12 protein-coding genes are annotated in these 13,050 nt (G+C 47.4%); 5 read left to right on the forward strand and 7 right to left on the reverse strand.

Going from position 1 to position 13,050, the window contains the following annotated elements:
- Positions 1 to 84: 84 nt before the first annotated feature.
- Positions 85 to 1,275, reverse strand: coding sequence for a glycosyltransferase family 4 protein (locus AC58QT_RS12650; protein WP_497409273.1), 1,191 nt, complete (start codon positions 1,273 to 1,275; stop codon positions 85 to 87).
- Between the two features lie 215 nt (positions 1,276 to 1,490).
- On the opposite strand from AC58QT_RS12650, the gene AC58QT_RS12655 reads away from it, so the two are divergent.
- Positions 1,491 to 2,591 carry a YheC/YheD family endospore coat-associated protein gene (locus AC58QT_RS12655; protein WP_497409274.1) on the forward strand — a complete coding sequence of 367 codons (1,101 nt, stop codon included), beginning with the start codon at positions 1,491 to 1,493 and terminating at the stop codon, positions 2,589 to 2,591.
- Positions 2,592 to 2,803: 212 nt separating this feature from the next.
- Here AC58QT_RS12655 and AC58QT_RS12660 read toward each other — a convergent pair whose 3' ends face one another.
- The 3 genes from AC58QT_RS12660 to AC58QT_RS12670 all read right to left on the reverse strand — a co-directional run bounded on the left by AC58QT_RS12660 (position 2,804) and on the right by AC58QT_RS12670 (position 5,105).
- A complete protein-coding gene (locus AC58QT_RS12660; RefSeq protein ID WP_497409275.1) occupies positions 2,804 to 3,310 on the reverse strand; it encodes a hypothetical protein in 507 nt (168 codons plus the stop codon).
- 119 nt (positions 3,311 to 3,429) lie between these two features.
- Positions 3,430 to 4,731: a beta-N-acetylhexosaminidase gene (gene nagZ / locus AC58QT_RS12665; protein ID WP_497409276.1), complete on the reverse strand. Its 1,302-nt coding sequence runs from the start codon at positions 4,729 to 4,731 to the stop codon at positions 3,430 to 3,432.
- 77 nt (positions 4,732 to 4,808) lie between these two features.
- Entirely contained in the window at positions 4,809 to 5,105 is a 297-nt protein-coding gene (locus AC58QT_RS12670) for a transposase (protein ID WP_497409277.1), read from the reverse strand.
- A 203-nt stretch (positions 5,106 to 5,308) separates the two neighbouring features.
- Between AC58QT_RS12670 and asd the strand changes: the two genes are divergently transcribed.
- Positions 5,309 to 6,097 carry an archaetidylserine decarboxylase gene (gene asd, locus AC58QT_RS12675; protein ID WP_310501371.1) on the forward strand — a complete coding sequence of 263 codons (789 nt, stop codon included), beginning with the start codon at positions 5,309 to 5,311 and terminating at the stop codon, positions 6,095 to 6,097.
- A gap of 30 nt (positions 6,098 to 6,127) precedes the next feature.
- The gene (locus AC58QT_RS12680; RefSeq protein WP_497409278.1) at positions 6,128 to 7,387 is read left to right on the forward strand and encodes an MFS transporter; all 1,260 of its coding nucleotides are present in this window, start codon (positions 6,128 to 6,130) and stop codon (positions 7,385 to 7,387) included.
- A gap of 87 nt (positions 7,388 to 7,474) precedes the next feature.
- On the opposite strand, the gene AC58QT_RS12685 is transcribed toward AC58QT_RS12680, so the two are convergent.
- Entirely contained in the window at positions 7,475 to 8,917 is a 1,443-nt protein-coding gene (locus tag AC58QT_RS12685; protein WP_497409279.1) for an NAD-dependent malic enzyme, read from the reverse strand.
- Between the two features lie 118 nt (positions 8,918 to 9,035).
- On the reverse strand, positions 9,036 to 10,502 hold the full coding sequence (gene pdxR / locus AC58QT_RS12690) for a MocR-like pyridoxine biosynthesis transcription factor PdxR (protein ID WP_497409280.1): 1,467 nt from the start codon (positions 10,500 to 10,502) through the stop codon (positions 9,036 to 9,038).
- Between the two features lie 131 nt (positions 10,503 to 10,633).
- Here pdxR and AC58QT_RS12695 point away from each other — a divergent pair, with 131 nt between their 5' ends.
- Positions 10,634 to 11,218 carry a GNAT family N-acetyltransferase gene (locus AC58QT_RS12695; protein ID WP_497409281.1) on the forward strand — a complete coding sequence of 195 codons (585 nt, stop codon included), beginning with the start codon at positions 10,634 to 10,636 and terminating at the stop codon, positions 11,216 to 11,218.
- A 159-nt stretch (positions 11,219 to 11,377) separates the two neighbouring features.
- Positions 11,378 to 12,688 (forward strand): aminotransferase class I/II-fold pyridoxal phosphate-dependent enzyme, encoded by a 1,311-nt coding sequence (locus AC58QT_RS12700; RefSeq protein ID WP_497409282.1) that lies wholly within the window; start codon positions 11,378 to 11,380, stop codon positions 12,686 to 12,688.
- A gap of 142 nt (positions 12,689 to 12,830) precedes the next feature.
- Here the strand turns inward: AC58QT_RS12700 and AC58QT_RS12705 are convergent, their stop codons facing one another.
- The gene (locus AC58QT_RS12705; RefSeq protein ID WP_497409283.1) at positions 12,831 to 13,037 is read right to left on the reverse strand and encodes a hypothetical protein; all 207 of its coding nucleotides are present in this window, start codon (positions 13,035 to 13,037) and stop codon (positions 12,831 to 12,833) included.
- Positions 13,038 to 13,050 lie beyond the last annotated feature (13 nt).

The following is a 13,050-nucleotide window of genomic DNA, read 5'->3' on the forward strand; positions in this document are numbered from 1 at the left end:
CTCTCCATTCGCCAAGATTTATCATTGGTAACATATTCAATCCGACCTTAATAAGTACATTAGCCCCCAAAAATGTGCGCTAACCTAGACAAGAGCCGTTGCCTTTAACATTTGACTGTACAAATCTGACCTTACCTCAGCTGCTCTTTTCCATGTAAACAGGTTATCGACCCTTTTGATGCCGTTTTCTCCCATCTTTCGCTGCAGGCTTTCATCTTTCAATAACTGTAGGATACGCGCTGGGAGTTCCGTTTCAATGGCGTCCTTCTCTACTAGATAGCCGGTTTGACCTTCCTCCACAACCTCTTGGATACCGCCTATTCGAGTGGCAACAACAGGGACACCTGTAGCCATAGCCTCTACATTCACAAGACCGAAAGCTTCGTTTCCAACAGAGGGGACAGCAAAAACATCCGCAATACGGACCCATTTCGGCATATCTTGATGCTTCACATACGGAATAAATTGCACATGTTTAGGCATCATTTTCGCCGTTTTAACTAATTTCCTTACATAGGCTGTTACTTTCTTTGATCCATAAAATGCACTCCCTACGATAACAAGCTTGGCGCTTGGTTCACTCTTAATAATCGTTTTCATCGCTTTCAGCAGATGATGCACACCTTTCTTAGGAATCAACCTACCCACATACAAAATAATTTTCCGATGCTCGCAATCTAGTCCTTTGCGCAATTCATTACGAGATTTAATCCCTTCATCCGACCATTTGGAAGTGAATTGCGCAACATCAACACCTAAATAATGCGTAACAATTTTATGAGCAGCATTCGGCACTTTTTTTTGCAAAAATCGTTTAAGAAAATCGCTGTTAACAATAATGACGTCAGCATCACGCAAACAAACCGTTAATGATGATTTCGATATATATGGTTTTGTAATAAATGACGTAGAGTGGAGGACGAGACTTATTAGGGCATGAGGATTTCGTTTACGAAGAAAGGGCAGGAACCGCGGCCGATTATCCACTTGAATAATGCCAGGACTTAAAGAAGAGATTTTTTTACCTACCTGTTTAATATAGGCGGTTTGCCCCTGATAAGGTACTCGCTGATACGAAACACCTTGCCTGATATCCTTCCAAGGCTGGTAGGATACTTTTCGTCCAAGTACCACGACAGGCATGCTTTTCACCAATTGCTCTCCTGTTTTCTGAACGACTTGCTCAACCGAGCTGCTCGTTCCTGATGGTATAGGAAAGGATCCTGGTGTGACAATGACGAGACGGTTTGATTTGGGCTGCCGTTTAATCTTCAAATTCTAAACCTCCTGGATTCAATGGGCTAGGCTCCGCCCCTTTTCGCTGCTTCTTCTATACATATGCGGATAAAGTGGTAAAGCGTAGGCTACTGTCCCTGTTTGACAAGAAAGTATCAGCGTTTGTACAAACAAGTAGCGTTCTTTTTCCATAAACTATGAGTGATTCCGTCTTCGGCAATAGGCAAGCCCCAATGAGAGAGGGAGTGAAGTCAATGAGTAATCCCTATGTGGGTATTTTAGTAAACGATTCCTTGTACGCAGGTATTCCTCTAGGGAACACACAATACGAAGCCATTCGATTTTACGAGGATGCCTGCAACCTCTATGGCCTTACCCCTTGTTATTTCCGAATTCATGATGTTCAAATGAAAACAATGAAGGTACATGCCTATGTAAAGGATGGCCAACATTTCAAAAGAAAATGGTCAGATCTCCCGAAAGTCATTCATAATCGCGCTATTTATTTGGATACTTCATCAGCGAAAATTTTGGAAGCATGGAAACAGCAGGGTGTTACCCTCTTTAATCATTGGAACCGCTATAGCAAGATGCGCATACATGAAATTTTATGGAAAAATGAGAGCATTCGCCCCCATCTGCCCTGCAGCTTTCCCGCCACAATTGAAAATGTGAAGGCCATGATGGATTCGTATGACACACTCATTATCAAACCGACTCATTCCAGCATTGGGCGCGGTGTGATGAAATTAGCACGTCAAGGTAACGTCTGGAAACTGCTATATCCCCTTAATTTAAAACTTACTAATCGGAGTTGGCGAACACTTAAGTTCCGCCATCACTTGCCAGGCATTCTTCAAAGGCGAATTCGTAAGGGCAAATATATGGTTCAAGAATGCCTGCCGCTTGCCACCGTGGATGGCGCTCCCTTTGACCTTCGTATTTCCGTTCAGCGCGGGACCGATGGCGCTTGGGGCGTGACAGGCATCATTGCCAAAGTGGCCGCCCGTAAGCATTTCCTAACGAATGTCGCACAAGGCGGGCGCGTGGTATCCTTATCCGAAATTCTGAGCAGCCACTACCCGCAGCTTGATCCAGACGCTGTCTGCCGACAGATGACGAACTTTGCGCTCCAGGTCGCGCAGCATCTAAGCACAGAATTACCGAATTTGGCTGATCTAGGACTGGACATCGCGATGAGGGATGATGGTTTCCCTTTGTTTATCGAATGCAATGGGAAGGATCAACGTTACAGTTTTCGCGAAGCAAATATGCAAGAATGTTGGAGGGCCACCTATTTTAACCCTATGGCCTATGCCAAATTCATCTTAGACGGCGGCACGCCCCCGTGCTAGACACCAAAAAACACCGAACCCCCGAGCATTAACTCGGGGGTTCGGTGTTTTTTGCGTGGTGTTGAGTGGTGGGGAAGCTTATGCCGCTACTTCTGAGCGGCACTTCGTGGCCTCTTCCACTATGACTACTTCTATCCGACACTTGCTGGCACTTCCACTTTGACTACCTTTTATCCGACACTTGCTAGCTCCCACCCTGCCACTCAGGCCAATTAACTGGAAAAAGTACTGTTATTTTCTCCATCTCTCGCATTTTTTGATAAATAGGTGAAAAAATTTCGACTTACAGCACGCAGTAGCTCGCTTTTCAATGCTGTAACTCGAATTTTTCGACTTACATCTCGCAGTAGCTCGCTTTCCACAGCTGTAACTCGAATTTTTCGACTTACATCTCGCAGTAGTTCGCTTATCAATGCTGTAACTCGAATTTTTCGACTTACATCTCGCAGTAGCTCGCTTTTCAATGCTGTAACTCGAATTTTTCGACTTACAGCTCGCAGCAACTCGCTTTTCACTGCTGTAACTCGAATTTTTCGACTTACAGCTCGCAGCAGCTCGCTTTTCACTTCTGTAACTCGAATTTTTCGACTTACATCTCGCAGTAGCTCGCCTTTCACTTCTGTAACTCGAATTTTTCGACTTATAGCACGCAGCAGATCGCCTTCCACAGCTGTAACTCGAATTTTTCGACTTACAGCACTCAGTAGCTCGCCTTTCACTTCTGTAACTCGAATCTACAGTTAATAACCATAAAACCGCGAAATTAACTTCGAATTTTCCAGTTATTTCATATAAATACTAGAATCGCGTGAAATTAACTGTATATTTTCCTTCCACCTTATTTCGCGCTAAGCGGAGCCAGCACACGCTGCACCTCAGCGTTCAGCTGCTTCGGATCCGGCGCTGTCACCGGTATATCCTGAAGCTTGTACTTTTGCTTCAGCTTGTAGACTTGGGCCACACTCTGGTCGATCGTGTCCAATGGAATACGCCCCGCTTGCACAGCGGCACGCAAAGCATCGATAACCGCAATCGCTTTCTGCGGATCGTGACCGACCATTACGACATTGGATCCCGCCAGCACAGATTTCACGGCGGCTTCCCCCATTTCATAATTTTCCGCAATAGCGCCCATTGTCATATCATCGGTCATAATAAGTCCCTGGAAGCCAAGCTCCTTGCGCAAAAGATCCGTCATGATAGTCTTCGACATCGATGCTGGGTATTTCGTATCTATTTTGGGCAGCAAAATATGCGCAACCATTATGGCATCCGCCTGATGCTTAATCGCATCTGCGAAAGGGATCAGCTCAAGCTTTCGCAGACGAGCAAGGTCATTTTGAACAACAGGCAAGCCAATATGTGAATCTACAGATGTATCACCATGTCCCGGGAAATGCTTTACCACCGGAACGACCTTCATCTCTTGTATGCCATTCATCATCGGAATACCGAAGCTGCTGACAAGTGTTGCATTCGCACCAAAAGAGCGATCACCGATGACTGGATTATTAGGATTACTATTTATATCCAAATCAGGTGCGAAATCCATATTAAGCCCATAGGCATTTAGCTCTTTCCCGAGCAATTGACCGATACTCCGGGCCAGTTGCGTTTTGCCGGATTTGCCGATCGTCTGACTAGTCGGTGTTTTCTTAATTTCGTCAGGCAGACGCGTTACCCGGCCACCTTCTTCATCCACTCCAAGCCAGAGCGGGAGCTTGTTGGCCGTATTCGTCTTTTTCAACTCATTGACGAGTCCAACCAGTTGATTGGTATCCTTCACATTCGGTTTATACAAAATAATACCGCCAACATGATAGGTTGTAAGCAAGTTTCTTGCTTCCTCATTCATCGTGTAACCATCGATACCTGCAATAATCATCTGACCCAGCTTTTCCTCCAAAGACATCTTTGGAAGACTTATCGAAGCTGCAGGGGTAGGAGAAAGGGTAGCAGCTATTGTTGGTGTAGGAGAAACAGTTGGATCGACCGACGGTGAGACACTCGCCTGCGGTGTACTGGAAACAGGGGATCCACTTGGCTGAGCTCCATGTTGTGACGTACATCCCGTAATTAAAAGCATAAGTACCCCTACGCTTCCAATTCGACGCATACTATTGAATAACGCTCGTTTCATATCATCGCCTGCCTTTACATTCACAATCAATTCTATAGAGTAGACGCTCTATCCCTAGAATTCGTTGAATCAACGCTTTATTCACTGCGAAGCTCTTGCAAGAAACAATGCCACATCACATAAATACCATAGGCTCCTAAATAAGCACCAGTGAATAGAAATAGCTTGTTTGTAAAAATAACATGGATATTCGTCATGAAAACTGTATCATCCCGAAGAATCTGGTACACGTTCACAGCGATGATTGAACCCACGATATAAGCGCTCAACACAGCTGCACCTGAGAAGACAGGTTTGAAAGATTGCAGTACCCAAGAACTGCACAACATAACTAGTGGAATCAAAATAACAAATAAAACGATTATAATCGACATTGTCGCTTTCACCTCTTCAACAGCATTGACGATTTTGCTGTCGAAAATACAAAAATCTTCCGCGCTTTAGCGATGGATTTGTACAATCGGCAATTGATTCTTTTACCTTTCTGTGGCAAGATTAGCGAAGAACCGCTAATAGGAAACTTTGGGCAAAAATCCAAGTCCCTCCTAACCAACGAATGAACAGGAGTTTATGATCTATGTCTAAACCTTTTTTCCGATTACTGACCGAATTGTCTTCACGCAAATGGGTTTCTCAATTAACTGGTGCCCTTGCCCGTTCCAAAATAAGCCGGCTATTTATCCCGCGGTTTGCCCAAACCTATGGGATTCCTATTGAAGACGCTGAGAAGCATATCAAAGAGTATAAATCCTTGAACGATTTCTTTACTCGCCGATTGAAACCAGGTTTGCGCCCGATCCACGAAGATACGACCCGCGTTGTAAGTCCTGTTGATGCTATGATTACAGGTATTGGTGACATCAAAGAGGGCCTAATCGTCAATGTCAAAGGCCAAGACTATACCATTGATGAGCTGCTTAATCGTTCACCGCGCACAGTCAATTATAACAACGGTTTTTATTTCGTTTTGTACTTGAGCCCAACGGACTATCACCGGATCCATACACCAATTTCAGGTGAAATTCTGGAGAAAGAGCATGTCCTCGGGAAAGTGTATCCCGTGAATGAGTTTGGCTTACGTCATATGAAGCGCGTGCTTAGCCGCAACGAACGATTAATTACCTTCATTCAACATGCAACCGGTGAAGTAGCTGTCGTAAAAGTAGGCGCACTGAATGTAAGCTCTATTCAATATGTAACACCGCTTCCGAATAAACTTGAACGTGGTCAAGAGCTCGCCTATTTCGAGTTCGGCTCTACGGTCGTTTTGCTATTTGAAGATGGCATGTTCGAACCACGTACGGATCTTAAGTTAGGCTCCAAAGTAAAAATGGGCGAAGACATCGGACGTTTTTTAGACACCTAGTCGGGAATCAGAACCTGAGAGGAGATTACCATGGCATCCATTTCAACAACGTCTCCTAGTTCTAGCGCGAAGAGCTTGCAAGGAACAGGAGATATCAAACCTACGGTTTACCGGATTTTACTTGCAATCGGGCTCGTTCATTTGCTGAATGATTCCATTCAATCTGTTATTCCAGCTATTTTTCCCATTTTAAAAAGTGAAATGGGGCTTAGCTACACGCAAGTCGGCTGGGTACAGTTCGCCATTAACTTTACAGCCTCCATTATGCAGCCTGTTGTCGGTCTCTACACGGATCGGAAGCCATCTCCTTACATATTGCCCATTGGGATGACATCGACCTTAATCGGGATGCTGCTGCTTGCTTTCGCTCATTCGTATTGGGTTGTGCTCTTGTCTGTCTGTTTTGTCGGACTAGGCTCGGCTGCCTTCCATCCAGAAGGTTCACGTGTGTCACACATGGCCGCTGGAAACCGTAAAGGCTTGGCCCAATCGATTTTCCAAGTCGGCGGCAACGCCGGGCAATCCTTGGCTCCGATTATGACCAAATGGATTTTCATTCCGCTGGGATTGTTCGGATCTATCTGGTTTACCGGTGTCGCGGCTATCGCCATTGCCGTACAGTTGTACATAGCGCGTTGGTATAAGGTTGTCCTTCAGGAAGCGCCTGTGAAGGCCAAAACTGTCGTAAAACGTGTGGTTAATCCACAGCGGCGTAAGCAAGTCATGTTTGCGATTAGTGTATTGATTTTCCTTGTGTTTGTTCGTTCGTGGTACGGCGCAGCAATGAGCGGCTACTTTGCTTTCTTTCTACAAGATACGTATGGCATCTCTATTGACCGCGCACAAAATTTCATTTTCTTATTCCTAGCGGCTGGAGCTGTCGGCACGTTCTTTGGCGGACCGATTGCAGATCGCTTCGGTAAGCGTAATGTTATTTTCTTTTCCATGTTAGGGTCTGCGCCATTCGCTTTGTTACTGCCGCATGTGTCCGTTGCTTGGGCGTACGTGCTGCTGGTTCTTATCGGTGTCATCCTGTTATCTAGCTTCTCTGTTACCGTCATCTATGCCCAAATGCTGTTCCCTGGCAAAGTCGGAACCGTATCCGGCCTCATCACTGGATTAGCCTTCGGCCTTGGCGGTATTGGTAGCGTCGTATTAGGCAACGCGTGTGATGCCATTGGAACCACACGCGTCATGGAGCTATGTGCATTCTTGCCCCTGCTTGGGATCCTTACTTTCCTGCTTCCGACAGACCGTAAGCTGAAAGAATGGACAGAAGAACATGCATAAAGATTACCACTGATGCGACTTGCAAATTAAAATAATAAAGCAGTTCAGGCACCGCGCTGGATCAGCGTTGTACCGAACTGCTTTTTTCTATGCATCGTGATGAGCTTCGTGGCCCTCACGTTGACTCCGACGTCGAGCTACACCAGATTCATAAGCCGCTTCCATCACAGCTTCTCTGACTTTCTCAACAACCGCATGGTTGAATACGCTCGGAATGATGTAGTACTCGTTCAGCTCGTCCTCATTCACAACGGAGGCAATCGCCTTCGCGGCTGCAAGCTTCATCTCTTGCGTGATTTTGGAGGCACGGCAGTCCAAGACGCCGCGGAAGATACCTGGGAAACAAAGTACGTTGTTGATTTGATTCGGGTAATCTGAACGTCCTGTCGCCATGACGCGGACATAAGGCTCCGCTTCCTCTGGGGTAATTTCTGGCGTTGGATTCGCCATTGCGAACACAATCGGATCTGCAGCCATACGTTTCACATCTTCTTGTTTAAGCACGCCTGGTCCTGATAGACCGATGAAAATATCGGCACCTGAGATAACATCCGATAACGTTCCTCGTTCTTCTTTCGGATTCGTGTTCGCCGCATACCAATCCCAAGCAGAATTCGTATACGTCTCTCCACGCACAATTGCTCCTTGACGATCTACGCCAATGACATTCGTAACCCCAGCTGAAATCAGCATTTTGGTACATGCGATACCAGCGGCCCCGATACCTGTGACAACAACCTTACAAGATTCCAACTGCTTGCCTACCAGCTTAACCGCATTTAGCAACCCAGCTAGAATGACAACGGCCGTTCCATGCTGATCATCGTGGAAAACCGGAATATCAAGCTCATTAATCAAACGTTCTTCAATTTCAAAACAACGAGGCGAAGAAATATCCTCCAAGTTAATTCCGCCAAAGCCTGGTGCAATTGCTTTTACAGTACGAATAATTTCTTCCGTATCTTGCGTGTCCAAACAAATCGGGAAAGCATCTACGCCTGCCATTTGCTTAAAGAGCATCGCTTTCCCTTCCATGACAGGCATCGCCGCTTCGGGACCAATATTACCAAGGCCAAGAACGGCCGTACCGTCCGAAACAACAGCAACGGTATTTCTTTTAATCGTCAAGGAATGTGCTTTACTTGGATCTTCATGAATCGCCATACAAACCCGGGCAACTCCTGGGGTATATACGCGGGACAAGTCGTCCCGATTCTTAATCGGTACTTTAGGGGTCACTTCAATTTTACCGCCCAAATGAAGCAGGAAGGTCTGGTCTGACACGTTGATGATGCGAACACCTGGAATGCCCTTCAGTACTTTCGTAATCGTTTCCGTATGCTCGGGATCACTAACTTTGACTGTAATATCACGTGTTGTCGTCGTTTTGCTAGCTCTCGTGACGTCAATCGCCACGATATCTCCGCCTGCATCGCCAATCGCTGTTGCAATTTTTCCAAAGGTTACGAGTTCTTTATGTATTTCCAGACGCACGATGACACTTGTGCCCCCACCATTTAAACCTGCCATATAAGGATCACTCCTACGAAAAATAGTTTAATTGACCACATGTTGAATGATAACATACAACCTATTGCAATCAAAGCACTCGTCCAAAAGACTTCTTTTGCACACCGATAGAGACTTTTTATGGTTTGTAGATCAATCGGAGCCGGCTAACACCTTCCCTGATCTCGGCTTCCGTCAAATGAGCAAACCCGAAGCAGGCTCCTGCTCTCCCCGCAGGGAGCGCGTAGTTTCCTGCGTCCGTCCAGGTCACGCCGGCCGCGCGGCACGCAGCTGCATACTCGTTGTAGGAGCGCAGGTCTCCGCGCCACCAACCGAACAGATGCAGCCCGCTGTCGCTGTCCACCCACTCGAAGAGGGTGGACAGCTGCTCCTGCAGCAGCGCCTGCAGGAGCAAGAACTTGCTCGCGTACACCCGCCGCATGCGGCGCAGGTGTCGCTCGTAGCCGCCGCTCGCCATGAAGGCGGCGAGCGAGCGCTGTTCGAGCAGCCCCGTGGGGTGCGGCTCGTATAGCCGCTTCGCGGCTGCAAATGCGTCGTGCAGCGCCTCCGGCAGCACGACATAGCCGATGCGCAGGTCCAGCAGCATCGTCTTAGAGAAGGTGCCGATGTAGACCACTCGGCCCTCTTGGTCCAGCACCTTGAGCGGCTCGATCGGCCGCCCGCGGTGCCTGAACTCGCTGTCATAATCGTCTTCGACGATGACAGCTCCTTGCTCCGCCGCCCAGCGCAGCAGCTGCTGGCGGCGCTCCAGCCCCAGCACAGCCCCCGTAGGGAATTGGCGGCTGGGGGTCACGAACAGCAGCCGGGCGTCCCACGGCTGCGGGATCAGCCCTTGCTCGTCCACCGCCGCGTGGACGGGTACCCCGCCAGCCGCCAGCACCGCGCGGCTGGCGCCTTGATACCCGGGGCGCTCCAGCACCACGGGATCGCCCGGGTTCACGAGCAGTTGGGTCAGCAAGGCGATCGCCTGCATCGACCCATTAACGATGACGATGCGCTCCGGAAGCGCATCAATCCCTCGCATCCGCCTCAGGTGCAGCGCGATCGCTTCGCGAAGCGCATAGTTCCCCTCGGCGATGTGAACGTCCTCATGTGGCGACTCCGTCATCCGCCGCACCTGCTCGTACAGGCCGCGGTTCCATTGCTCCCGCGGGAACAGGTCCATCTGCGGCCGCGCCACCACGAAAGCGATCTCCGCTTCTGCGAACTGACCCGCACGCTCTTTCGCTTTCCTCGACTCACCGCCTCCACCGATCTCGGCTTCGCTCACCCTAGTGCCCCATGCCGACAATTCAATAGTCTTCCCCGTCTTCGCCACAGGCATCACTTGACCGTCAGCGTAAACGACGAAGGTTCCCCTTCCAATATCTGCCTGCAAATATCCCTCGGCAATGAGCATATCATACACTTGATTAACTGTACCCCTAGAAATGCCAAGTTCATCAGCCAATTCTCGACTAGATGGCAATTTGGTGGACAACTTTAGCTTATTTCCGACGATCTCATCGCGAAGCGCGTGGTACAAAGCTGCATATTTACTTGGGTATCTGGTGAGATACGCTTGAAAAGGTAAATAAATAGCCATCCAACCACCTCTTTTCCATCAAAATTGGTACATATGAATTAAGTCATATTGGTTCTTTTTATTAATCCAATCATACCGTATGCTAACTAAAAACACATTACATTCATTCACAGGTAAGGAGAAAATGAACAATGAATCTACAACCGCCTATTCTTGAGGGTACACGCGTTACCCTGATTCCCCTGCATGCTTCCCATATTCCTGGCCTGACGGAAGCTGCGAATGACCCTGCTATTTGGACGAACATTATGACGCCCCTGCTGAGCCCAACTGAAGTCACCACTTTTGTTGAACAAGCGCTGAAGGAACAGGAGGCACAACAAGGCATCCCTTTCAGTGTGTATGACCGGCTTACCGATACGATTGTCGGCTGTACGCGACTCTTTGATATCTCCGTTCCTCATCGGAATATGGAGATCGGGCATACTTGGTACAATCCTAGTGTTTGGCGCTCACGCGTGAATACCGAATGCAAATATTTGTTGCTTCGCTATTGCTTTGAATCTCTGAACTTGCTTCGTGTTCAGATCAAAACAGACCTTCGCAACGAACGCTCCCAAGCAGCTATTGCCCGTTTAGGAGCCCAGAAAGAAGGTGTCCTCCGGCAACATCGTGTCATGTATGATGGTTATGTGCGAGACACCGTCATGTACAGCATCCTCGACAAAGAGTGGCCTCAGGTCAAGCAACGATTAGAAGGCTTTTTGGACAAATAAACCGAGAGCAAGTGATGGGCATCTGTTCTTCCCTGGCACTTGCTTCTTCTTTTTTATCATTTCGCAGAAAATTTATGGAGCGCAGTGACGTGCAGGTGCGAAAGTGATATAATAACTGGGAAAAAATGAATCGCTCATTGGAAGGAATGACCCAATCTTATGAATCCTTTGGCAAGTCAGTTAAACGAGACCCTGCAACGTGAAAATTCTCACGTACATGACATGCTTTCCGCATTAGGTAAATCGATTTACTTCCCGAAAGAAGGCATTCTCAGCCAATCGGCTGAAGCGAAGACCAAAGCTAAAAAATTCAATGCAACCATTGGTATTGCCATCGAAAATGGTCAGCCTATGCATCTGAAGGTCATTCAAGATACACTCTCCACTTACAATCCTAAAGATATATATGAATACGCTCCACCAGCTGGTAAGCCTGAGCTTCGCACTGCTTGGCGCAAAAAAATGCTCGAAGAAAACCCAAGCATCGGCAACAAGCTTATCGGTAACCCAATTGTAACGAATGCGCTGACGCATGGTTTAAGTATCGCTGCTGATCTTTTTGCAGACGTTGGTGATGCTGTTATTATTCCTGATAAAAATTGGGAAAATTACGAGCTTACTTTCGAGATTCGCCGCGGCGCCCAAATCGTGAACTACCCGCTCTATAACGAACAAGAGCGCTTTAATTCCCAAGGCTTGCGCGATGCACTTCTCGCTCAAAAATCCAAAGGCAAAGCGATCGTCGTATTGAACTTCCCGAACAATCCAACAGGCTACACGCCTGACGCACAAGATGGCAATGCCATTGTTGCTGCAATTAAAGAAGCCGCAGAAGCTGGCATTAACGTTGTCGTTCTAACTGACGATGCTTACTTCGGTCTTTTCTTCGAAAATTCGTTGCATGAATCCTTATTCGGTCAATTAGCTGACCTGCATCCTCGTGTGCTTGCAGTCAAAATCGATGGAGCAACCAAAGAAGAATACGTCTGGGGCTTCCGTGTAGGCTTCATTACGTATGCAGGTCAAAGTAACGCACTTCTTGATGCACTCGAAGAAAAAACAAAGGGAATCATCCGCGCAACCATTTCCAGCGGACCGCACCCTTCCCAAACTTTCGTGCTTCACGCTTTGAATTCACCAGAGTTCAATGCACAGAAGCAAGAGAAATACGAAATCATGAAAGGTCGCGCGAACTGTACAAAATCCATTTTGGACAGCGGCAAGTTCGACGATGCATGGGGTTACTACCCGTTCAACTCCGGATATTTCATGTGCTTGAAGCTCAAAACCGTTGATGCTGAAGCTTTACGCGTACATTTGTTGAATCAACATGGTGTAGGTACAATCGCGCTAGGCGAGACAGATCTTCGCGTTGCCTTCTCTTGCATTGAAGAAAGCAACTTGGAAGAGTTATTCAACATCATTTATCAAAGTGTTAAAGAAATAGAGACGGTTGCCGCGAGCAAATAAGGCGAGCACCACGAAGAGCACCTTCTAACCATTGGGTTAGAAGGTGCTCTTTTTTATGCAGAACATTTCGTAGTTGTATGATTAATACGACATAAAGACGTTCGATGGACGCATCAGAACGTCTTTTCTAGAATGGATTCGCTCATAGATTTATCGAGCATTGCGGAGGTGGTGCGATTACGAAGGTGGAGCTACTTCGCCAATATCGACAACTCCCTACCTCCACTTCGTTTTCGTCAAACCCAGCAACAAGTCCCCCGCCAATCATTTTGCCATCCAATAAAACCATGATGTATGTTCCAAACAACAACGCGTTCGTGAAATCAGCATCTCGATGAATAATGTCCATAGTCCCCCCCAAG

Source organism: Paenibacillus sp. J31R109 (genome assembly GCF_059692055.1).

Bases quoted from the DNA above. Each gene is read 5' to 3' on its own strand.
- AC58QT_RS12680 (WP_497409278.1), top strand. From the start codon at position 6,128: ATGGCATCCATTTCAACAACGTCTCCTAGTTCTAGCGCGAAGAGCTTG.
- AC58QT_RS12705 (WP_497409283.1), bottom strand. From the start codon at position 13,037: ATGGACATTATTCATCGAGATGCTGATTTCACGAACGCGTTGTTGTTT.
- AC58QT_RS12695 (WP_497409281.1), top strand. From the start codon at position 10,634: ATGAATCTACAACCGCCTATTCTTGAGGGTACACGCGTTACCCTGATT.
- pdxR (WP_497409280.1), bottom strand. From the start codon at position 10,502: ATGGCTATTTATTTACCTTTTCAAGCGTATCTCACCAGATACCCAAGT.
- asd (WP_310501371.1), top strand. From the start codon at position 5,309: ATGTCTAAACCTTTTTTCCGATTACTGACCGAATTGTCTTCACGCAAA.
- AC58QT_RS12655 (WP_497409274.1), top strand. From the start codon at position 1,491: ATGAGTAATCCCTATGTGGGTATTTTAGTAAACGATTCCTTGTACGCA.
- AC58QT_RS12700 (WP_497409282.1), top strand. From the start codon at position 11,378: ATGAATCCTTTGGCAAGTCAGTTAAACGAGACCCTGCAACGTGAAAAT.
- nagZ (WP_497409276.1), bottom strand. From the start codon at position 4,731: ATGAAACGAGCGTTATTCAATAGTATGCGTCGAATTGGAAGCGTAGGG.
- AC58QT_RS12685 (WP_497409279.1), bottom strand. From the start codon at position 8,917: ATGGCAGGTTTAAATGGTGGGGGCACAAGTGTCATCGTGCGTCTGGAA.
- AC58QT_RS12670 (WP_497409277.1), bottom strand. From the start codon at position 5,105: ATGTCGATTATAATCGTTTTATTTGTTATTTTGATTCCACTAGTTATG.